Source organism: Microbacterium azadirachtae, from assembly GCF_000956545.1.
GTDB classification, from domain to species: Bacteria; Actinomycetota; Actinomycetes; order Actinomycetales; family Microbacteriaceae; genus Microbacterium; species Microbacterium azadirachtae.
In genome coordinates this window covers 12,751-34,988 of the sequence record NZ_JYIT01000075.1, presented here as the reverse complement: position 1 = coordinate 34,988, position 22,238 = coordinate 12,751, and the positions used below count along the sequence as shown (strand labels likewise).

Annotated in this window: 17 protein-coding genes and 1 tRNA gene; 11 read left to right on the top strand and 7 right to left on the bottom strand. The window is 69.0% G+C overall.

The window, feature by feature from the left end; translation table 11 throughout:
• Positions 1-9 precede the first annotated feature (9 nt).
• Positions 10-657 (top strand): phosphatase PAP2 family protein, encoded by a 648-nt coding sequence (locus RL72_RS09265; protein ID WP_045250545.1) that lies wholly within the window; start codon positions 10-12, stop codon positions 655-657.
• Between the two features lie 63 nt (positions 658-720).
• Positions 721-1,338 (top strand): GNAT family N-acetyltransferase, encoded by a 618-nt coding sequence (locus tag RL72_RS09260; protein ID WP_045250544.1) that lies wholly within the window; start codon positions 721-723, stop codon positions 1,336-1,338.
• A 144-nt stretch (positions 1,339-1,482) separates the two neighbouring features.
• On the opposite strand, the gene RL72_RS09255 is transcribed toward RL72_RS09260, so the two are convergent.
• Entirely contained in the window at positions 1,483-2,535 is a 1,053-nt protein-coding gene (locus tag RL72_RS09255) for an asparaginase domain-containing protein (protein WP_045250543.1), read from the bottom strand.
• A complete protein-coding gene (locus tag RL72_RS09250; RefSeq protein ID WP_248700435.1) occupies positions 2,528-4,027 on the bottom strand; it encodes an amino acid permease in 1,500 nt (499 codons plus the stop codon). Before RL72_RS09250 ends, RL72_RS09255 begins: the two co-directional genes overlap by 8 nt.
• A 180-nt stretch (positions 4,028-4,207) precedes the next feature.
• Between RL72_RS09250 and RL72_RS09245 the strand changes: the two genes are divergently transcribed.
• On the top strand, positions 4,208-4,846 hold the full coding sequence (locus tag RL72_RS09245; protein ID WP_082072298.1) for a FadR/GntR family transcriptional regulator: 639 nt from the start codon (positions 4,208-4,210) through the stop codon (positions 4,844-4,846).
• 98 nt (positions 4,847-4,944) lie between these two features.
• Here the strand turns inward: RL72_RS09245 and RL72_RS09240 are convergent.
• Positions 4,945-5,032 (bottom strand) — tRNA-Ser (locus RL72_RS09240).
• A 120-nt stretch (positions 5,033-5,152) separates the two neighbouring features.
• Between RL72_RS09240 and RL72_RS09235 the strand changes: the two genes are divergently transcribed.
• Entirely contained in the window at positions 5,153-6,565 is a 1,413-nt protein-coding gene (locus RL72_RS09235; RefSeq protein WP_248700434.1) for an LssY C-terminal domain-containing protein, read from the top strand.
• A gap of 30 nt (positions 6,566-6,595) precedes the next feature.
• Here the strand turns inward: RL72_RS09235 and RL72_RS09230 are convergent, their stop codons facing one another.
• Entirely contained in the window at positions 6,596-7,054 is a 459-nt protein-coding gene (locus RL72_RS09230) for an Lrp/AsnC family transcriptional regulator (protein WP_045250592.1), read from the bottom strand.
• A gap of 224 nt (positions 7,055-7,278) precedes the next feature.
• Between RL72_RS09230 and RL72_RS09220 the strand changes: the two genes are divergently transcribed.
• The 3 genes from RL72_RS09220 to RL72_RS09210 all read left to right on the top strand — a co-directional run bounded on the left by RL72_RS09220 (position 7,279) and on the right by RL72_RS09210 (position 11,345).
• Entirely contained in the window at positions 7,279-9,612 is a 2,334-nt protein-coding gene (locus tag RL72_RS09220; protein WP_045250540.1) for a transketolase-like TK C-terminal-containing protein, read from the top strand.
• Between the two features lie 71 nt (positions 9,613-9,683).
• Positions 9,684-10,580 (top strand): oxygen-dependent tRNA uridine(34) hydroxylase TrhO, encoded by an 897-nt coding sequence (trhO, locus tag RL72_RS09215; protein WP_045250539.1) that lies wholly within the window; start codon positions 9,684-9,686, stop codon positions 10,578-10,580.
• 99 nt (positions 10,581-10,679) lie between these two features.
• Positions 10,680-11,345 carry a DedA family protein gene (locus RL72_RS09210; RefSeq protein WP_045250591.1) on the top strand — a complete coding sequence of 222 codons (666 nt, stop codon included), beginning with the start codon at positions 10,680-10,682 and terminating at the stop codon, positions 11,343-11,345.
• Between the two features lie 33 nt (positions 11,346-11,378).
• Here RL72_RS09210 and RL72_RS09205 read toward each other — a convergent pair whose 3' ends face one another.
• The 3 genes from RL72_RS09205 to RL72_RS09195 form a co-directional block, all read right to left on the bottom strand.
• Entirely contained in the window at positions 11,379-13,691 is a 2,313-nt protein-coding gene (locus RL72_RS09205) for a transglutaminase TgpA family protein (RefSeq protein WP_045250538.1), read from the bottom strand.
• Complete coding sequence (locus tag RL72_RS09200) at positions 13,681-14,961, bottom strand: DUF58 domain-containing protein (protein WP_248700433.1); 1,281 nt, start codon at positions 14,959-14,961, stop codon at positions 13,681-13,683. Before RL72_RS09200 ends, RL72_RS09205 begins: the two co-directional genes overlap by 11 nt.
• A 62-nt stretch (positions 14,962-15,023) precedes the next feature.
• Positions 15,024-16,061, bottom strand: a complete 1,038-nt coding sequence (locus tag RL72_RS09195) for an AAA family ATPase (RefSeq protein ID WP_082072296.1) — start codon at positions 16,059-16,061, stop codon at positions 15,024-15,026.
• Between the two features lie 714 nt (positions 16,062-16,775).
• Between RL72_RS09195 and RL72_RS19835 the strand changes: the two genes are divergently transcribed.
• The 4 genes from RL72_RS19835 (at position 16,776) to RL72_RS19175 (ending at position 22,237) form a co-directional block, all read left to right on the top strand.
• Positions 16,776-17,945, top strand: a complete 1,170-nt coding sequence (locus RL72_RS19835) for a hypothetical protein (RefSeq protein WP_156156760.1) — start codon at positions 16,776-16,778, stop codon at positions 17,943-17,945.
• A gap of 199 nt (positions 17,946-18,144) precedes the next feature.
• Complete coding sequence (locus tag RL72_RS19830; RefSeq protein WP_156156759.1) at positions 18,145-19,176, top strand: glycosyltransferase; 1,032 nt, start codon at positions 18,145-18,147, stop codon at positions 19,174-19,176.
• 225 nt (positions 19,177-19,401) lie between these two features.
• The gene (locus tag RL72_RS09190) at positions 19,402-20,649 is read left to right on the top strand and encodes a hypothetical protein (protein ID WP_045250537.1); all 1,248 of its coding nucleotides are present in this window, start codon (positions 19,402-19,404) and stop codon (positions 20,647-20,649) included.
• Positions 20,636-22,237, top strand: coding sequence for a nucleotide sugar dehydrogenase (locus RL72_RS19175; RefSeq protein ID WP_082072295.1), 1,602 nt, complete (start codon positions 20,636-20,638; stop codon positions 22,235-22,237). Before RL72_RS09190 ends, RL72_RS19175 begins: the two co-directional genes overlap by 14 nt.
• Position 22,238: the final 1 nt, after the last annotated feature.

Genomic DNA, 22,238 nt, shown 5'->3' with positions numbered 1-22,238 from the left:
AATGGGCGGATGACTCGTCGGGTGGCTCTCGTCCTTGGTCTCGCCGGGGTCGCGGCGACCCTGGTCACCGCCATCGTGCTGGCGACCTCGCCGAGCCTCATCGTCTCGCTCGACGACGCCTGGAACCTCGAGATGGTCGAGTGGCGCAATCCGGTGCTGACGGGCTGGGCGCTGGTGATGAACGTGCTCGGCGGCGGCTGGGTCGCGACCATCCTCGTCCCGCTCCTGATCGCGGTGCTCGCCTGGATCGGTCGCGGCTGGCGTGGGGCCGTCTTCGCGCTCGTGGCCTTCGTCTTCAGCGCAGGTCTCGTGCAGCTCGTCAAGAGGGCCCTGGGCCGCGATCGTCCCCAGGACCTGCTGATCGCCTCGGACTTCGGGTCCTTTCCCTCCGGTCACACCGCGAACGCCGCCGCCCTCGCCGTGGTGCTCTGGTTCCTGTTCCCGATGCTGTGGGTCGCGATCGGCGGCGCCCTGTGGACGGTCGCGATGGGTTTCTCGCGCACGGTGCTCAGCGTTCACTGGTTCAGCGACACGGTGGGCGGTGCGCTGATCGGCGCCGGAGCGGCCTTCCTCGTGGCCGCGGCGCTGTGGCGCTGGATCCGTCCGCCCCGTGCCCTCGCCGAGGCCGACGATCGGAGCGCGGATCCGCCTCGCTAGGCTGAGGGGGCGGCAGGCCCCGAACCCGTGCGGAGGGCCGGCGCATCGATCGAAGGGCATTCCGTGGCACGCATCCGACCGTTCCGCTCCGACGACATCGACGGGCTGTACGACGTCTGCGTGAAGACCGCGGACGTCGGCGCCGACGCCACCGGCATGCTCGAGGACGACGCCCTCTGGGGCGATCTGTTCGCGGTGCCGTACGCGCGGCGCGACCCCGGCCTGTGCTGGGTGGTGGAATCCGACGACGGCCGGGTCATCGGCTACGTGGTCGCCACCGACGACACCGACGCCTTCGCCGCCTGGTTCCAAGACGAGTGGTGGCCCTCCCGCCAGGACCGCTACCGCCGTTCGGGAGCGTCGGAGCCGACCGCGCAGGACCGCTTCATCGCATACGGCGACCGGCAGGCGCCGGGCGACGACCCGATCGTGCGGGAGTACCCCGCGCATCTGCATATCGACCTGCTGCCGGAGACCCAGGGGCAGGGGCTCGGACGCCGTCTGATCGACACCCTCCTCGCCGAGCTCGCGCGTCGCGGCGTGCCGGCGCTGCACCTCAGCATGAACGCCGCCAACGCCCCGGCCGGTGCGTTCTACGAGCGGCTCGGTTTCACGCAGCTCGCCTCGGGCGACGGCAGCACCACCTACGGCATCACGATCCCGGCGGCATCGCTCCGCTGAGCCCGCGCCGAAGATCCGCACCGGCGGGAGCCGTGGCGGCGTGCGGCGGGCGGGAGATCCCCCGACATCCCGTCCACCGCACGCCGCGTCTGCTCCCTCGTGGCGGAGAAGCTGCGCATCGCCGGCGCCCCGCCACGGGGCGTCTCATCCGCGCCGTTCGCCGATCAGGTTCAGCGCGAGGAGCTCCCCGAGCTCGTCGCCGACGACGCCGGCGCGCACCAGCGCACCGAGCTTGCCCAGCGCGGCCTCGCTCGTCATGTCGCCGCCGCCGATCGCTCCGGCATCGGCCAGAGCGGACCCCACCGCGTAGCGGTCCAGCACCACGGGACCGTGCTCGCACTGCGTCACGGCGAGCACGACGGTGCCGCGTGCGGTCGCCGTGCGGATCGGGCCGAGGAGGCCTCCGCTCACCGCCGGCGCGGTGCCGGATCCGTAGCATTCCAGCACGATCCCGGTGGGGCACTCCTCCAATGCGGCGACGAGCTGCGCCGCGCTGAGCCCGGGCGAGACCTTGACCAGCCCGGTTCTGGGGGAGGGGGTGCCCGCCGCCTCTCGCAGCGCAGCGGCGAGGCGTCGATCGACTCCGGTCGGGGACTCTGCGAGGCTCCGCGGCGCCGCGAACGCGCGCAGGCTCTGGGTCGATCGCTTGGTCGCGCGCACCGCCGGAAGGAGGGATCCGCCGAAGGCGATGTGCACTCCGTGCGGAGCGTCGCGATCCGCAGCGGCCACCGCCAGTGAGAGGTTGTCGACCGCGTCGGAGCCCTCGGCGCCGAGCGGACGCTGCGCGCCCGTGAACACGATCGGCGTCGGAAGGTCGGCGAGCGCGAAGGCGGCGAACGCGGCGCTGTAGGCGAGGGTGTCGCTGCCGTGGATCACGACGACCCCGCGCGGATCGTGCCGGGCGATGATCTCCCGGAGCTGGTCCGCGAGCCTGCCGAGGGCCTCATCGTCCATCTCGGCGCTGTCCACCGCGGACGCGGTCGCCGAGTAGACCCATGCGAGCGGGCCGCCGTCGGCTCCCCGGGCGTCCGCCATGAGCCCCTCGACCTCCTCGCGCAGGTGCGGGTTCGGGATCAGGCCCTGGGCAGAGGGGACCATGCCGAAGGTGCCGCCCGTGTACAGGACCGCGAGCGGACCCGAGGATCTCGGCCGATCGACCGCGGGCGATGCCGGATCCGTCCGTCGCGACTCAGCCATCCGCATCCGCTGCTCCCCTCGTCCCTGCATCGTCCTCGCGTCCTCTCAGGTCGATCGCGGCGGTGAGCGCCTGTGCGTCGACCCGGCCCCGGACCGCGTACCAGCCGACCACGAGCAGCACGATCACGGCGCCGAAGGCGATGAGCGTGATGCGGCCCACGCCCTGGTCGAGCGCCATCAGGAGCACGACCAGGGCGAGGAACCCCAGGGTGATGCCGTTGGTGACGGGCGCCCAGGGCAGCCGGAACGACGGGCGCTCGCGCCCCTCCGCCTTCATCCTGCGGACGAACAGCCAGTGGCAGACGATGATCGACGCCCAGACGCCGACGATCCCGAGGCCGGCGAGGTTGAGCACGATCTCGAACACCTGGCCGGGGACGACCATGTTCAGGAAGACGCCGATCACGCCGAGGCCGGTGGTGATCAGGATCCCGCCGTACGGCACTCCGGCCTTGTTCATCCGCCGGGCGAACTTCGGGCCGGTACCCGCCATCGCGAGCGAGCGGAGCGTGCGACCCGTGGAGTACAGCCCGGCGTTCAGGCTCGACATGGCGGCGGTGAGCACGACGAGGTTCATGATGTCGCCGGCGTGCGGGACGCCGATGGCGCTCATCACCGTCACGAAAGGGCTCTCGTTCGCCTTGTACGCGTTCCACGGCATCAGGAGCGTGAACAGCACGACCGAGCCGGCGTAGAAGAGCATGATGCGCCACATGATCGAGTTGACCGCGCGGGGGACGACGGCGCGCGCATCCTTGGCCTCGCCCGCGGCGACGCCGACCATCTCGGTGCCGCCGTAGGCGAAGACCACGCCGAGGGCGATGACGAACATGGCGCCGATCCCCATCGGGAAGAAGCCCCCGTTCTCGGTGATCATGGCGAGGCCGGGACGATGCCCGTCGATGGGCGTCTGCGTGACGATGAGGGAGATGCCGAGGATCCCGAACAGCACGATCGCGCCCACCTTGATCAGCGCGAACCAGTACTCCAGCTCCCCGAACAGCACCGCGGACGTGACGTTCATCGCCATGACGATGATGAGCGCCACGAGGGCGATGACCCACTGGGGGATCGGCGTGAAGAACGACCAGAAGTGGGTGTAGAGGGCGATCGCGGTGATGTCGGCGATGACCGTGGTGCCCCAGTCGAGGAAGAACAGCCACCCGACCGTGAAGGCGCCCTTCTCGCCCATGAACTCACGGGCGTACGAGACGAACGCGCCCGACGACGGCCGGTACATCACCAGCTCTCCGAGCGCCCTGACGACGATGAAGGCGAAGAGGCCGCAGACGATGTAGACGACGGCGAGCGACGGTCCCGCGATCTCCATGCGGCCGCTCGCTCCGAGGAACAGCCCCGTTCCGATCGAGCCGCCGATGGCGATCATGTTCATGTGCCGGCGCTTGAGCGCCTTGCGATATCCCTGGTCGCCGACGTCCGCGACGACCTCCTGCCGCTCGTTCTCGACCCGAACCTCGTTGTTCTGCGTCACCCCAATGCCTTCCTGCATCGTCGATGGTTTCTGTCTGGCTGTCGGACAGCTTATGGCGAGGGGGAGGGGCGTGCAACATCGGCGCATCGAGGCCTGAGAGGGCGTCGGTATGCTGGGGCTTCCAGAAGACCGGGGGAGATCGTGCTCGAGGACGCTGTTCCCGTCACCCCGATTAAGCGCGTGAGCGCGGCGGAGGCGACGTTCCAGGCCCTGCAGGCCCTCATCGCGAGCGACGGCGTGGCGATCGGCGACCGTCTTCCCGGGGAAGTCGAACTGGCCCGGAGATTCGGCGTGAGCCGGGCGATCCTGCGCGAGGCGCTCGGCGCCTGCGCGACGCTCGGCCTGACCGAGACGCTGACGGGCAGCGGCACGTACATCCGTGCGAAGAAGCCCCGCTCTCAACTCATGTTCGGCGGCTACTCCGCGGTCGACCTGATCGAGGCGCGGCCGCACATCGAGATCCCCGCCGCGGGCTACGCCGCCGAGCGCCGCACGCCCGAGCAGCTCGAGCGGATGCGCTCCCTGCTGGACCGGATGCGTCAGGCGGCGGACCTGCGGGCATGGGTGCGCCTGGACGGTGAGTTCCATCGCCTGATCGCGGAGGCCAGTGGCAACCCCGTGCTCGCCGCCATGGTCGACTCGCTGCGGCAGGCGCTGGATCCCCAGTCCGAGTTCCTCAACATCACCAAGGCCCGGCAGTCGTCATCGGACGAGGAGCACGCGCGCATCGTCGAAGCGATCGCGTCGGGCTCGGCGGAGGCGGCGCGGGAGATGCTGGCCCGCCACCTCTCCCAGGTCGCGGAGGCGCTCGCCGAGTGAGACGCCGGCCACGGTGCCTGCCGGCCGACCGGTCCGGCAGGGACGTGACGAAGGCCCCGATCTCCCCGCGGCTTCTGCGGGAGTCGGGGCCTTCGATCTGGCGGTGACGGCGGGATTCGAACCCGCGGTTGCTTGCACAACACACGCTTTCCAAGCGTGCTCCTTCGGCCGCTCGGACACGTCACCAGGAGGACAACCTGATCAGTCTATCCGATCCCGCGGCGTGATCCCGACCAGGTGCGCCGGGTCAGGGCGGTGAGCCCGTCGGCCGTGCCAGGATGAGGACGACCGAGAAGGAGAGCCCCCGTGACCGGCACCGATCCCGCGCACGCCGACGGGCAGCACCCGTCGAGACGCCGCTGGGCGCTGCAGATGCAGCAACCGCTGCCGTCGTCCACGGTGTTCGACCGGATCGCCTTCCTCGTCGGCACGGCCTCGGCGGTCTGGCTCGCGGTGATCATCTCGCTGCAGACGTTCCGGTACGCCTGGTCGGTGCTGCTGTTCGTGCCGGTGTGGGCGATCATGGCGTACCTCGTGCTGCCGCGTCTGCACCGCATGCTCTCGGACCTCTACGTGCCCGACTACTTCTTCGGGCGCACCCGCACCGCCGACGGCCTGCTCGGGGATCCGGTGAACCTCGGCGTCGACGGCACGGCCGAGCAGCTCGACGCCGTCATGACGCGTGCGGGCTGGCACCGCGCGGACGAGATCACCGCGATGTCGACGTGGGGGATCATCGTCTCGACGCTGACGCGGCGGAGCTACCCGACCGCGCCGGTCTCTCCCCTGATGCTGTTCGGGCGCCGTCACGACGTGGCCTATCAGCAGGAGGTCGCGGGCAATCCGAAGCAGCGCCACCACGTGCGGTTCTGGCACTGCCCGCCCGGGTGGCTGCTGCCCGGCGGCGCCCAGACCGACTGGCTGGGCGCGGGAACCTACGACACCGACGTGGGGCTCAGCCTGTTCACCCTGCAGGTGACCCACCGCATCGACGAGAACACCGACATCGAGCGCGACTTCGTGGTGCAGAGCGCCCGCGAGGCCGACCCCGCGGTGCGGGTGCGCGACCTGCGCGACTTCACCACCGGCTATCACTCGCGCAACGGCGGCGGCGACCGCTTCATCACCGACGGCCATCTGCCGATCCTCGACGTGACAGCGGTGGTCGTCCCCCGCGCGACGGATCCGATTCCCGCGACGGATCCGCCGCCCGCATCCGGCGATGCCACGGCGCAGCGACGAAGGCCCGGGCGCGGCGAGCCGCTGCGCGTCACCGCCCAGCGCTCGATCCGGCGCGCACCGCTGTCGACGTTCTTCGCCGTGGGGGTCGTGGTGCTGGGGGCGCTGCTGGATCTGGGCGGGCTGCTGATCGGCGCAGCGACCGATGCGGACATCCGCCGGATCCTGGCCGACGGGCCCACGGATCAGGCCGTCGTGCTGCTCGTGGTGATCGGCTTCGGCGTGCTGGTCTCGCTCGCGCAGCTGCTGATGGCGTGGGCGGTGCTGCGGCGGGGTCGCCGCTCGAGGGCCGTGCTCATGGTGCTGCTGGCGATCGGGGTGCTCTCGACCGCGATCGACTACATCGACGGGCGGGCCGCACTCGGCTTCAACGGCACGCTGCTCGCGGCGTCTCTGCAGTGCCTGGCGCTGCTCGCGCTGTCGAGCGAATCCGCGGGGGCCTGGGCCCGCCGTCGCTCCGAGCCCTCGCGCGAGAGCTGACCACGACGTCGGGGCGGATCGTCGGACGGCTCAGAGCAGCTGGGCCACGCGGTAGGGGACCATCTCGCGCATGACGAGGCCGGTGCTGGTGCGCTTGACCCCGTCGACGTCGAGGATCCGTCCTGCGATGCGGTACAGGTCGTCGGTGTCGCGGGCGGCGACCCGGATCAGCAGGTCGGTGACGCCGGAGAGCCCGAGCACCTCGATGACCTCCGGGATGCCGGCCAGCTCTGCGCCCACGCTGTCGAGCTTTCGCTGGGTGACCCGCGTGACGATGTAGGCGCCGAGCGGATAGCCGAGGAAGGCCGGATCGACCCGGCGCTCGAGCGAGCGCAGCACGCCCTCGCGTTCGTAGCGGTCCAGGCGCGACCGCACCGTGTTGCGGGCGAGGCCGGTCGCCTCGGCGAGGGCGACGATCGTGGCGGCGGGGGAGCGGATCAACTGGCGCAGGAGGGCGGTGTCCGTGCGGTCCGCGGCGCGAGGGCTCATCCTGATCACGTCCGATCTTCGGGGAGAGGCTGTTTTGAGTGATCTGATCAACATCAGATCAATCTATTGTCAGGGTGGTGTGGCGCTGGTGCAATAGGGCGACAATCTGCTTCTGCACAGATGCTTCGTTCCGGTTCGCGACGCGCGCGCCGGCGCGACACCCCACGAGGGCCGGCATCGAGGCCGCGGCGAGGACGCCGCGCGCCCGTCCGAGGAGGAATCCGATGACCCCGCTCACCGCGCCTGCGCCCGCCGCCGTGTCGACCGACGACCGGCTCTCCGCCCTGACCCGCATCGAACGGCGGGTGCTGTGGCTGGCCACCTCGATGGTGCACCATGCGAACCGCGTGCGCCCCAACCCCTCCGGCCTCAAGGTCGGCGGACATCAGGCCTCCAGCGCATCGATCGCGACCATCATGACCGCGCTGTGGTTCGAGCAGCTGCGCCCCGAGGATCGCGTCTCGGTCAAGCCGCACGCCTCGCCCGTGCTGCACGCGATCAACTACCTCCTGGGCGGCCTCGAGGATCACCACATGACGTCGCTCCGCCAGTTCGGCGGCGTGCAGAGCTACCCGAGTCGCACCAAGGATGCGGACGTCGTCGACTACTCGACCGGATCGGTCGGGATCGGAGCCACGGCGCCGATCTGGGGTGCGATCGCCCGCCGCTACGCCTCCTCGCTGTCGGGGGAGTCGCCGAGGGGGCGTCAGTACTCGCTGGTGGGCGATGCGGAGCTCGACGAGGGAGCGGTGTGGGAGGCGCTGCTGGATCCGCACGTGCACGACCTCGGCGAGATCGTGTGGATCGTCGACCTCAACCGGCAGTCCCTGGACCGGGTCGTGCCGGACATCGCGGCAGGCAAGCTCGAGCGCATGTTCGCCGCCGTCGGCTGGCAGGTGATCACCGTCGCGTTCGGACGCCGCCTGGAGGAGCTGTTCTCCCGGGAGGGCGGTGAAGCTCTGCGAGGCCGGATCCTGGACATGCCGAACCCGGAGTACCAGAGGCTGCTGCGCTGCCCCGTCGACGAGCTGCGTCGTCGCCTGCCCGGTGCGGGGCCGGATGCGGCCGCGATCCGCGCCCTGCTGGAGGGCATCGACGACGCCGACCTGCGCGCGGCGATCCGCAACCTCGGCGGCCACGATCTGGAAGCGCTGCGCGCGGCGTTCGCCCGGATCGACGACACCCGGCCGACGGTGATCATCGCGTACACGATCAAGGGCAACGGGCTGCCCACCGAGGGGCACCCGCAGAACCACTCCTCGCTGCTGACGCGGGACCAGTACGCCGAGCTCGCCGAGCGACTGGGCGAGGACCCGGCCGCGCCCTGGCGGCGCTTCGCCGCCGACACCGCGGAGGGCGTGCTGTGCGCGCAGACCGCCGAGCGTCTCCGCCGCCCCGAGGTCCCGGCGGCCGCCGCGCATCCGGTTCCGGTCGACTTCGGCCGCACGCCGGCCGGCACGGGCACCACCCAGGCCGCCCTCGGGCGCGTGCTGCTCGACCTCACCCGATCCGCCCCCGAGGTCGCGCGGCGCGTGGTGACAGCGAGCCCGGACGTCAGTTCCAGCACCAACCTCGCCGGGTGGCTCAACAAGGTCGGGGTGTGGTCGACCGACGACCGGCCGGACTGGTTCGACGACGACGGCGAGACGATCATGCACTGGCGCGAGCGTCCGAGCGGACAGCACATCGAGCTCGGCATCGCGGAGGTGAACCTCGTCAGCCTCCTCGGCGAGCTGGGCGCGACCTGGAGTCGCTGGGGTCAGCCGCTGTATCCGATCGGCGTGCTGTACGACCCGTTCGTGGAGCGCGCCCTGGAGCCGTGGTCGTACGGGATCTACGCGGGCGGGCAGTCGATCCTCGTGGGCACGCCGTCGGGCGTGAGCCTCGCCGGCGAGGGCGGTGCGCATCAGTCCATCAAGACGCCGTCGATCGGCCTGGAGCAGCCGGGCTGCACGAGCTACGAGCCGGCGTTCGTGCAGGACGTGGAGTGGACGCTTCTCGCGGCCATGGCGCAGATGGGGCGCCCGGGCGGGAAGTCGGCCTATCTGCGCCTGTCCACCAAGCCCGTCGATCAGGCGCTCGCCGCGATCCCGTCCGACCCGGCGGCCCGGGAGCGCCGGCGGCGCCAGGTCGTCGCCGGCGGATTCCGGCTGCGCTCGGCCGATGCGCCGCGGGTGGCGATCGCCGCCATGGGCGCGATGATCCCCGAGGCCTGCGCCGCGGCGGACCGTCTCGAGGCGCTGGGATGCGCGGCCGACGTGGTGTGCGTGACGAGCCCCGGCCTGCTCTTCGAGGCTCTGCGTGCCCGCGACGGCGACGGCGACGGGGAGAGCTGGATCCTCGAGCAGCTCCTGCCGGCGGATCGGGCCGTGCCGCTGGTGACCGTGCTGGACGGGCACCCGCACGCCCTCGCCTTCCTCGCCGGCGTGCGCGGGGTGCCCGCGCGGCACCTGGGGGTCAGCCGCTTCGGGCAGGCCGGCGACCTGGAGGACGTCTACCGCTACCACGGCATCGACGTCGACAGCATCGTCCGCACGGCCCTCGACCTCGTGGACTGATCCGGGCGGGCCGGGCGCATCCGGGGCGGACCCGGGCGGGCGCGGGCGGATCGCACGCCTAGAATCTCCTGGTGCCCACCCCGAAGATCGTGCTGTTCTACGCCTTCGCGCCACTCCCGGACCCCGAGGCGATCCGGCTCTGGCAGCGCGACCTGTGCGAGGCGCTGAACCTGCGCGGCCGGATCCTGATCTCCGCGCACGGCATCAACGGAACCCTCGGCGGCGACCTCCCCGCGGTGAAGAAGTGGCTGCGCTCGTTCCGCGCGTACGCGCCGTTCCGGGGCGCCGACGTGAAGTGGAGCGAGGGCACCGCGGTCGACGCCGAGGGACGCAGCGCCGACTTCCCGAAGCTGAGCGTCAAGGTGCGTGACGAGATCGTCTCGTTCGGCGCCCCGGACGAGCTGCGCGTCGACGAGCAGGGAGTGGTCGGCGGAGGCGCCAGGCTCACCCCGGATGCCCTGCACGACCTGGTGGCCGAGCGCGGCGACGAGGTCGTGTTCTTCGACGGGCGCAACGCCCTGGAGGCGCAGATCGGCCGGTTCCGCGGCGCGATCGTGCCCGATGTGGAGACCACGCGGGACTTCGTCGGCCTTCTCGACTCGGGTGCGTACGACGACCTCAAGGGACGTCCGGTCGTCACGTACTGCACGGGCGGGATCCGCTGCGAGGTGCTTTCGAGCCTGATGACGGCCCGCGGGTTCGGCGAGGTGTACCAGCTGGAGGGCGGCATCGTCCGCTACGGCGAGCGCTTCGGCGATGACGGGCTCTGGGACGGATCGCTGTACGTGTTCGACGGACGCGGATCCGTGGACTTCTCCGATCACGCCGCCGTCATCGGCGTCTGCGCCGGGTGCGGAACGGCCACGAACCGCACGGCCAACTGCCCCGATCCGTCGTGCCGCCACCAGGCGGTCGTCTGCGCGGAGTGCGTCGCCGTGCCCTGCCAGGAGCACGCCGACGCGGCGTGATCCGGCGGAAGGGCGCCCTACCGCGGTCGGGGTGAACAGTTCGGAACATCACTCCAGGGGATGACGACGGCGCCCGGGCCGCGCCGTAGCGTGGTGCGCATGGACCTGCTGAACGCCTGGCTGCTGCACGCCGCCGGACAGCTCTGGCTGTTTCCCGTGCTGCTGGTGTTCTTCTTCATCGACGGCTTCGCGACCATCCTCCCCAGCGAGACGGCGCTCGTGGCGCTCGCGGCCCTGTCCCTGCACAACGGGGAGCCGAACCTCCTGGTGCTGGGGATCGTCGCGCTGGTCGGGGCGGTCGCGGGCGACAACATGGCGTACCTGCTGGGGAGCACGATCGGGACTGAGCGGTGGGCGTGGATGCGTCGCCCGCGCGTGCACAAGATGTTCGAGTGGGCACGATACGAGCTCGACAAGCGGGGAGCCGCCCTCATCTTCACCGCGCGGTACATCCCGTGGGGCCGGGTCGCCGTGAACTACATGGCGGGGCAGACGGGCTATCCGCATCGGCGGTTCTTCCTGTTCGACCTGTTCGCGTGCCTCACCTGGGTGGCGTACGCCCTCGGCATCGGCCTCCTCGCCGGGCAGTGGGTGCACGACAACCCGCTGCTGGGCGTGGGGATCGCGGTGGTGTTCGCCGTGATCCTGGGATTCGGCATCGACCACGTGCTGCGCTGGTGGCATCGGCGCCGCGGCGACGCCGAGCCGGCGCGTCCCGGATCCGCGCGGGAGGGCGTGTCGCCGACGGCGGCGACGGGCGAGTGACGCGGATCCGGCGGGCGCGACGAGGTCGCCGGATCAGGAGGCGGAGGCCGCGAGCAGGCGGGCGCCGAGAAGCGACCGCGGGATGAGCGCGGCGGCGATCCTGTCTCGGCGGGACACCTGCCGTCGGAGCGCGCGGCGGATCGCGTCGAGCGGTGCGCGGAGGTCGCCGGCGTCCGCCGACGATCCGGGCGGCGCGTAACTCGTTCTCTCGATCGCCCGCACCAGCGCCTCCATGGCGGCAGGATCCACGCCGCGTTCCCGCACCAGCCGCTCGCCGCGGCGTCGCGGCGACTCCGCGGGCGGCGCCGGCAGCCCCAGATCCTGCAGCGCGGCGCGCAGCTCCGTCCACGCGGCCGCGGCGTCCCCGCGGCGCGCGGCGGAGCGGCGTCTCACGATCTGCAGGCGACGCAGGGCCGCGGGCATCAGCAGCACGACGACCACGCCGCCCATCGTCCAGAGCACCGGTGCCGTGAGAAGGCCGTTCGGGGTGGCGGAGCCCGTGGCGCCAGCCTCGGGCACGTCGAGGTTCTTCGGATCCTTCGTGCCCCCCGTCGAGGTCGGCACCGGCGTCGGGCCCGTCGTCGCGGCGGTGTCGCTGCCGGAACCCGAACCGGTCGCCGCCGCGAACGCGGTCGGCACGCCCCGGCTCGCGGTCGGCTCGAACGGGATCCAGCCGATGCCGGAGAAGTACACCTCCGGCCACGAATGCAGCTGATCCGAGGACACCTCGAAGACGACCTTGCCGTCGTCGGAGCGGCGATCGGTCGCCGTGCCCGGAAGGTAGCCGACCACGATGCGTGTCGGCATCCCCAGCGAGCGCGCCATGAGCGCGAACGCTCCGGCGAAGTGCACGCAGTAGCCTTCGCGCACCGTGAGGAACTTCGCCACGGCATCGACGTTCGTGCCGTCGAAGCGGTCGTCGACGGGCGTCTGCAGCGAGTAGCGGAACCCGGCCCGGAACCACGTCTGCAGCGCGATCAGCCGGTCGTAGTCGTTGGTCGCCCCGCCGATCACCTGACGCGCATCGTCGGAGATGATGGCGGGAAGGTCGGACGGCAGCGCGCGCAGCTCCGCCGGCGCGTCCGATCCGGAGGCGCTGGCGGCGCGGATCTGGTCGAGCGTGGGCACGAGCGTCTTCGTGTCGATCGTGTAGTTCTGATCCGCTGCGTCGGCGTTGGCGGCGACCACCGTCCGGTTGTCGGCGGCGGCGTTCCAGGTGCCGGTCTCGCCGCGCACGCCGGTGGCCTGGTACGGCACCGGGAGCCAGGATCCGGCGATCCCTGCGGTGCGCACCGTGGTCTTGCCCGTATGCACGGCGACGCCGTCGGGGGCGATCACCTCGCCGAAGCCCTGCGAGAGCGGCACGGTGGCGGGACGATCCGGCTGCCAGGTCGAGCCGTCGAACCGGCTGAGCGTGGCGATGCGCAGATAGGGGGGCGTGCCGTCCTGAGTGATGAGGGTGAGGGCCGTGACGGGGGAGGGGCGACGCAGGTCCTGGCCGAGGTTGAGGGTGGCGCTGAGGGTGGTGGTGCCGCCGCCGGTGCTGATTCCCGCCGCCGACACCGGCAGGAGCGGTGCGACGACCAGCGCCGCGACGATCGCGAGCGCGCCGATCATGACGGCCGGGAGGCGACGCGTCGGTGCCGGCGCCGCGGCGGCCGTGCGGGCTCCTTCGCGCGCCGGGCCGTCTTCCTCCGGCGCCCGGGAGGATCCGGTGGGACGGAAGCGCACGCGCAGGAACAGCAGGATCACGATGGCGAGACCGATGAACCACACCGGGTCCACGCCGTGGTGCACGACGATCGCGGGCACCGCACCGAGCAGCGAGACCAGGACCGCGGCCACGATCGGCGAGCGCAGCGGCACCAGCACCAGGTCCAGGACGACGGCGATGAGCCCGGCGGCGAAAGCGATCGACACCGCCAGCGCCGGCGTGGAGGCCAGTGGGGCGACGCCGCCGCGGATCTCGCCGAGCGCCGCCGAGACGAGGGCGTCGACGGCGCGCCACACCTCGGGCGTCGGCAGCAGCCACGCCGTGCCGAGCTGGCGCGCAGCGAAGACGGTCAGGGCGATCGCGCCGGCGATGAGCTGCACGACGGGAACGGCCGGGATCGCGACCCATGCCGGTGCACGGCGGGCGAGCAGCCGCACCGCGGCCCCCGCCAGGATCACGGTGGTGGCGACGCCGGTGGCGCCTGCGCTCCAGCTGCCCGGCTGCACCACGGTCGACAGGGGCCACACGCCCACGACCAGACCCAGGGCCGTGAGCAGGGCGGCGGCGACGGGCCCGCCCTCGGCGAGCGGCCGCCGCGCGGGTCCCGCGTAGGCGCTGGACTCAGCGGACATGGGCCGACTCCGTCTCCGCGCCGGCGGCATCTGTTCGTCTGGGGCTCCCGGAGGACCGGGCGAGGGGGGCGGCGCCGGCGTCCACGGTGGCGGATCCGGGCTCGGCGGCGCCGGCGTCGGTCCAGGCGTCGGCGGGGTCGTCGCCCAGGGCGGCCGTCGCCCAGCCCTGCATCCCGGCGGCGGCCAGCGCGTCGGCCGTCGTCGAGGTCGCCAGCAGGATCGGGGATCCGGCGCCGCCGTGGGGCAGGGATCCGGCGTCGGCGGGGTCGATCGTGCCGGTGATGACGACGAGCGGGCCGACGGTGTGGCCCTCGGCCGCGGCCGGGAGTCCGTGGTCGCGCTCGCCGGAGCGCGGCGAGGTGCCCGCGAGGCTCACCAGGAGACCGTCGCGTTCGTCCTCGGCGCCGCGCAGCCGGCCGATGAGCACCCCGGTCGCATCGACCACGTCGACGGCGAAGCCCTGATCCACCAGGTGCACGGCGATCGACGCGCACGCCGTCACGGCACGGTCGAAGCCGTTCAGGTCGGTCTCGCCGTCCGCGTTCTGCCAGCGTGCTCCGGCGCGGTCGAGGACGACCAGCGCGTCGGGGCTGGACTCCTGCTCCTCCTGCCGCACCATGAGATCGCCGCGGTGCGCGGTGGCGCGCCAGTGGATCCGGCGCATCGAGTCGCCCGGCACGTACCGGCGGGGGGAGAGGTTGTCGGTTCCCTGCCCGAGGCGGTGAGAGGACGTCTGCGCGGTGCCTCCGGCGCGTCCGGTGCGGTCGGCGAGCCGAGGCAGCGGCAGCACGGCGGGGACGATCGTGATCGGGGTGACGTCGCCGAGCTCGTCTGTGCGGGCGAACAGACCGAACGGATCCGACGTGGTCAGCTGCAGGGGGCCCAGAGAGGCCAGCCCGCGGCGCACGCCCGAGATCGGATAGACCATCGTCATCGCGGTGCCCCCGGGAACGGCCTCGGCATCGGCGGCGGGGAAGCTCCCGGTCGCGGAGCCGAGCACGGCGGGCGGGAGGACGTCGCGCCAGAGGCCGGCGGGCGGCCGCATCACGGTGCGCACCTCGACGCGCATCCGGACGGTGGTGTCGTCGCCGACGGTCAGCAGGTCGGCCGCGACGGTGCGGTCGACTCGGATGCGCCGGCGCGGTGCGAACACGAACAGCGCGGCGAGCACGAGCATGCCGAACAGCAGCGCGGCGACGTAGAGCAGCACGGGAGCGGCGAGCACGTTCGCGGCGATGGCGAGCAGGATCCCGGCGAGGAGCGTGCTCACCCCGCGCCCGGTCATCCTGCGGCCGGGCGGATCCGCCGCGTGTCGCGGCCGCTCCCGCCGGCTCACCTCGGCAGGCCCACCGGGACCGGGATGCGCCGCACGATCCCCTCGAGCGCCGCCTCGATGGGGCGGGCGCCGGCTCGGTGCAGGCCGCGAGCGGCGATGAGGCGGTGCGCGAAGACCTCCGGCAGCAGCGCGATGAGATCGTCGGGGATGACGTAGTCGCGGCCGTCCAGCGCCGCCTGCACCTTCGCCGCGCGGACGAGCTGGAGGGTCGCCCGCGGGCTCGCGCCGAGGTGAAGATTCGGGTCGGAGCGCGTGGCCTGCGACAGGGCCACCGCGTACTCCTCGAGTGCGGGGGCGACGTGCACCGCCCGCGCCCAGGTGATCAGGGCGCGCACGTCGGTCGCCGCGAGCACCGGCCGGATCGCGTCGAGCGGGTTCGCGGTGTCGCGCTGACGGAGCATCAGGGTCTCTGCGGCCGCATCGGGGTAGCCCATCGAGATGCGCATCATGAAGCGGTCGCGCTGCGCCTCGGGGAGCGCGTACGTGCCCTCCATCTCGAGCGGGTTCTGGGTGGCGACGACGAGGAACGGGTCCGGCAGCGGCCGCGAGTGCCCGTCCACAGTGACCTGATGCTCCTCCATGGCCTCCAGCAGCGCCGACTGGGTCTTGGGGGAGGAGCGGTTGATCTCGTCGGCGATCACGATGTGCGCGAACACGGCGCCGGGCTTGAACTCGAACTCCTGCGCGACGGGGTTGTAGACGCTCACGCCCGTGACGTCGCCGGGGAGCAGGTCGGGCGTGAACTGGATCCGGCGCACTGTCGCGTCGATGCTCGCGGCCAAGGCGCGGGCGAGCATGGTCTTGCCGACGCCAGGGACGTCCTCGACGAGCAGATGCCCCTCGGCGAGGAGGCAGACGAGAGCGCTGCGCACGGCGTCGTCCTTGCCGTCGATCACCGCGGTGATCGAGGCGAGGATGGCGGAGGTCTGGCGGGCGAACTCGGCGGCGTCGATGGCGCCGGACGAGCCGGCGTGCGACGACGACCCTTCCTCGGTGCTGGTTGTGGCGACGTCGGCGGTGTTGGTGGCGTGCATGCGTCCCTCTCACCGGGCGCCGCGGTGCGCCCGCGTCTTGATCGTAACCCGGCACTGCGACGCGAGGGCAGGGCGACCGTGCGGTCGGCCGGAGCGACGGCTCAGGTGAACTGGACGCGGGGCGATGGGGTGTCGGTGTAGGTGTGGCGTCGGGGCTGGTCCATTCGATGATGCCGCCGGGGTGCGGGGTCGCGGTCTAGCGCCATCGGTCGTCCTGGTCGGGGTGTTTCAGGCCGTGGTGCCCGCGGCAGAGGCAGCACAGGTTGGCCGCTGTCCATAAGTCTGACCTTTTATGCTCTTCCGGATTCGACCGTCGATCACGCCGGAGGACTCAGCGCAGGAACGGGAGGCGAGGTAGAGAACGATCTGAACTCAGCGAGATAGGGGTCAGGTGTCGCGCTCCGCTCCGCTACACGCGCCACCTTCCCCGAGCGAGGAAGTGGAAGCCAACACGAGCCCGAGTCCCAGCGGCCACGCAGGCCCTGTCCCAATTTCCCCTACTTAGTCGAGACCGCGCTCTATGCTGTCCAGACGACCGCGACCTGCTGGTCGAGCCAGAAAGCGCGCGTTCCCCACAGCCCTCGGCGCTTCAACCCTCAGGAACGGAGTCACGTGGGAGTATCACGCTCGGCGGGCCTCACCTCCGGACAGACCGCGTATTTCGACTACTTGGCGGCCGGGTATCCAGAGACCGCCACGGCCCTGAATTGTCGTGTGACCACGGCGAAGCCGATCTCGGCGATCGAGAGCGCAGCGAACGAGCTTGTTGCTCGCCACGAAATCCTGCGGACCAGCTTTGAAACGCCCGTGATCGCGCCAGCATTTAGCCTCAGCGTCGATCAGCGCCCAACTCAGGTCGCGCGCGAGACATCGTCCGCGGTCGTCGAGACAACTGCGGCGCTGTCGCTCGATTCGATCGAAGCACGGCATGCCCGCGAAGCGAGAGCTGATCCATTCGCGCAGTCGGGACCCGCCATTCGGATTGGCGCCCGGGAGCTCGACTGCGGAGGGTCGGAGGCGATCATCACCGTTGGCCACATGTTCGCGGACGGTGCAGGCATGCACGACCTCAAACAGGACTTGCGAGCGCTCCTCGACACCAGGCCGCTGAAAGCCCCGGTTCATCCGATCGATGTCGCGCTGCTCGAGCGATCGAGTGAGTGGGTAGGGCGAAGTGAGCGAAATCTCGCGCATATTGAACACTTGCTTCATCGCCATGCAGGTCGTCTGTCTTGGGCAGCGCAACCGAGCTGGGCTTTCGGACGCCAATACGAAGTAAAGTCGTCGGCTCTCGCCGAATGTGTGTCGGTTATCTCCAACAACCTGAGGATCTCTCCCGCTTCCGTGGTCATCGGCGCAATTGGCGCCGTCGACTGCGACGTTTCTGGTCATGGATCGTCATTGATTCGGTCTCTATTCACGCGACCGAGACCCGGCAGCGGGCTCTACCTCGCGCCGCACAATTTGAACGCGTTTATCGAGGTCGATGCTGCAACATCCGCGGCATCGAAATCGCTCCTCATTCGAGCGCACGAAAGCGCACTGCGAGGGTATCGCCGCACTGAATACGACGTGACTCGTCTCGCAGCTGTACAGGCGGCTGTAGCGGAGCAGAATGACCTGGCCGGGCTCGACAGATTCCTAATTCTAAACTTCCTCGACGACTCTGCAGGCAGTTCCATCAATAATCAACATGTCGAGGTAGCGGAGGTAATTCGCCGCCCCGCGGTGCCCTACACATATGCATTTGTGGACTATATTCGTCGAGCCGGTTTTGACCAGCTGAAGGTGACGTGTCCGATCGCAGGCGATGTCGACCCGGCCGATTTCGGGTCGCGACTGACGAGTCTTCTCGCTAGGTGGCGGGGGCAAATATCTATGTAGCAGAAGGAAGGAAGAAGCAAAGCCGTGAACTGTTACTTTCGAGGCTTGGGTTCCAGTTCTTCGACGTCAGAAATCGAACAAGGTGCGGCTCGCCGCATAGTGCGTGCTAGTCTCTCTGGCCATGACTAGCACGAGGCGGCACATTGGCTTCAAGGCGCCTGAGGATTCCTTCATCGCAGACAGACGTCACACAGTGACTGTGCCCTTACTCAACCACGAGTTCGGTGGAAATCCGGAGATACGCGCATGGTGTAAGGGGCTTCTAAGCGATCCCGACTACCTCGTGAGGCCAATGCGGCGTCTGGCCGAGATCACCTACGCACCTTCCATCCTATATGTGCACATGCCTGAATGGCTGATCCGGCGGCACGGGTCGATCGAACGGGTTACCAGGGGCGCCATCGGCGTGCTCGCGGCAATCCGACTGGCAAAGTGGCGCGGTACTAAGGTGGTATGGCATCTAAACAACCTGATGCCGCATGAGACCGATCGACACGGAATGACCGATCGCTTCGTAGAGTCGTTCTCCAAAGAGGTCGACCTCGCAGTCGCGAGTACTCAGTCCGCCCTCGATGAATTCATCGAGATGTACCCAATGCTGCGCAGAACGAACACCGCAGTCATCCAGATGGGTCACTATCGAGACTTGATCTCCTATCGCCCCCCCGAGAAGTCCATGGTTCGCGCGCGCCTAGGCATACCGAGCGACGCGCGGGTAGTTTCCTCGCTGGGAATGATGCGAGCATACAAAAGCCAGGAAGCGCTTCTCGACGCTTTCAGCCGTATTCCTGATCGAGATGCTGTTCTCGTTCTTGCTGGAGAGTCGCGCGATGGAGACCTCGTCGCTCGACTGGCCCGTCGCGCCGAACTGGATCGCCGAGTAGTCCTCCGTCCGGAGTTCCTGCGCGAGGAAACGCTTGTCGACTGGGTCGTAGCATCGGACCTCACGGTCCTCGCCGCAGCCCGGTCGGCGAAGTCTGGGTCGGCAACCCTCTCGCTGTCGTTTGGCACGCCAGTGCTGGTGCCGCGTCGGGGTGAGTTCCTGGAGTGGGCAGACGAGCTCGGTACCGACTGGGTGCGCACGTATGAGGGCAGTATCAGACCAAAGGTGCTGGCCGAAGGACTCGCCTTGGGGGCACCTCCAACTCCAAGTGGCATTGATCGCTTCTTCGATTGGGCGCGAGCTCACGAGCTGCTTGCCGAAGCGTTTCGAGAGATACTCCCTCGCTGACAGACCAGATGGCGCGGAGCCCTCCGGTGCGCCTAGCAGTTCTCCGATGCGCGGTCTTGCACTTGTTGAGACGTTCTGGGCGATGTATGCTGAAATCGATTTCTAGACCGTGCCCTACGCGAACGAGTGGTTCGGCGGGAGGGACGACCGTGATGGCCGCCTGGGCCTTGTCCATCCGTCCGAGCGCGGTTGTGCGGCGCATACGATAGTTGAAAGCGGTGGACGATGAGGTTCCTGGTGTCGGCAGAGGCCTATGGGTTCGGTCCTGTGTCCAAAGCCATGGCGATCATTCGCCAGCTACATGCCCTTGGTGAAGAAATCGATTTCCTAGCGGAGGGGACTGCGTTGTGGTTTGCGCAGCAGGAGAACGAGCTCTTTCGAGTGCTGGATGATTCATCCAAGATCGTGATCGACGGCGCGACGGCGGAACTCGACCTGGAGGGGTACGACGGAGTCGTCTCGGTGATGGAGCCAAGCATCATCGCCTGGGGCCTTCACACGGGCGCGCCGACTTACTATGTCGACAGCCTGTACTGGATGTGGGAGTGGGACGAGATTCCCACCCACAAGCGATATGAGGCCGTTGCCGCGATACGTGAGGCGTCGAATCGTGAGGAAGCGGTCCTTCGCATGCGTGCATTGCCCATGCATCTCGCCCAATTCGTGGCGCACGCGCTCGCAGATGTGTCGCTCGTGCAGCGGTATGGTGCCACCGCGCAGTCCCGCGCGCGTGCCGACATCGACCCCTCACCCGTCGGCGCCATCGTGGATGCGCGATTCGTGAGCCCGGAGACCGAGAACAACGTGCTTGTGAGCGTCAGCGGCTCAGCAAATCCCCTTGTCACCCCTGACCTCGCGCACGCGTGGGTCGGTGCGGTACTAAGCGCCGTCAGCTGCGCTCACGCCCGATCGGGGGTGTCCGCTGAACTCCTCTTGGCGGGAAACCCGGACTTTCTCGCGTCGGGAGACGCAGTCATTGGGTACACCCATTACGCCACTCATCATCGACACGAGACGCATCTTGCGACGTTGGGACAAACTCTGGCCAGCGTTGCCCCACCCGGAATTACTTCGTTGGCAGAGGCATGGGTCTACGGCGTTCCATTCCTCTCGCTTCCGGTCCAGCACTACGCCCACGAGGTCATATGGCAACGAGCAACCGCTGGCAACGAGAGGGCCTTCCCCTCTTTGAGGGTGGCCGCCGAGCTTACGCCGGACGCTGATGTGCTCGTGAGAACAAATGAAGCGGTCCGGGCAGTCATATTCGCACTTTCTGGAGCAGCTGCGGCCGAGCTGACCAGCGAGATCGAGGCTGGCCTTCGTGCTGTTTCCGACCCGCGGACACGCGCACAACTTGTCGAGGATCAAGACCGCGCGCTGAGTGTGGTGTTCGGTTCCAAGACTGGCACAGAAGAGGTCGTCAAAGTCGTCCGTGGGTCTCGGGCCTGCAAGGTGCTCAATGCTCCGCGCTGACATCCGAACCGAGGAACACCGGCTGTCCTCGCACCTGACCGATTGCGTTACAACACGCGTGGTCGTTGTAGGTGCCGGACGAGTCGGACTTCCGATTGCGCTCGCCTTCTGCGCAGCCGGCTGCCCGGTCGCGATCCTGGAGACCGAACCCCGCCGCGTCCAGAGCCTGCGCCGCGGCGCCTTGCCGTTTCAGGAGATTGGGCTTGAGGAGCAACTTCAGACTGCACTGGCGAGCGGCGCGTTGACAATCAGTGCCGACACTGCTCTGGTCTCCGAAGCAGACGCGATCATTGTCACGGTCGGAACGCCGCTCCTCCCCGGGCTTGAAGCGGACCTATCGCATGTCCGCCGGGCCGCTGAATCGATCGGCCCAAGGCTCCAGAGTCATACTCTTGTGGTTTGGCGAAGCACACTCCCACCCGGCGGCACACGAATGGCTGCCGAGTGGCTGAGAAGGTCCTCGCGGGGCCGGCCCGATATCTCGATCGCGAACGCCTATTGCCCCGAGCGCTTGGCCGAGGGCCGGGCTGTGATGGAACTGGGTTCGCTTCCTCAAGTGATCGGCGCCGACGATCGCGAAGCGATGGAGCAAGCCACAAGCCTGTTCAACATGGTCAGCCCGAAGACCGCAGCGACGAGCATTATCAATGCTGAACTCGGAAAGATCTTCTCGAACGCTGCGAGATACGCCGAGTTCGCGATCGGCAATCACCTCGCGCTTAGTGCCGATGAGCTCGGAGGTGACTACCACGAGATCAGGCGAGTCTTCACCGATGACTATCCGCGCGGTATGGGTGCACTTCCCGGATTCACGGGGGGCCCCTGCCTGCGAAAGGACTTCGCGCTCGTAGGTGAGCGGTCGTTTGGCCCCGATCTTCTAACGGCGGCGTGGAGAGTTCATGAGACGACGCCCGCAAGGTTGATTGGAGGAATGCGGAGGCGCCAGCGGTTGGAAGGCGCGCGCGTTGCAATTCTCGGCTTGTCATTCAAGGCCGACGTCGACGATCTTCGCGACAGCCTATCGACGCGGCTTTTCCGCGAGCTTGAGCGGGAATTTGTCGATGAGATTCGAGCTTCTGACCCCTACCAACCGGAAACGATCACGATTGAGGGAGTCGGAGAGGTCAGAAACTGGTCAACACGCGACGCCATAGTCGACGCTGACGTCGTGATCGTTGCGGTGAATCACTCCAGCTACCATCGCGAGTTGTATCACGATCGACTCGAGAACGGCTCGCTGATTGTGGACATCTGGAACGTTACCGGCAAGGGCAAGCTATTTTGGCGTGAAGATAGGAGAGGTGAGACATCAATGACAGCGTCGAGTGAACGTTTCGCGCATGTCTTGCGTTCGCTCTTGAGACCTATGGAATCTACCCCTCCTTCCGGCACGCCGGAGTGGTGGGAAGCGGATCTGGTTTGGGACCTAGGAATGGACTCGCTGGCCGTAATGGAAATGATTTCAGACCTCGAGGTGGAGTTCGATATCGCAATCGATGACGAGTCCATCACCCGCGAGGCAATTAGGTCGCCAAGTTCTCTGTGGGCGCTAGTGCGGAGCCACATTCAAGATTGCCGTATCGACTAGA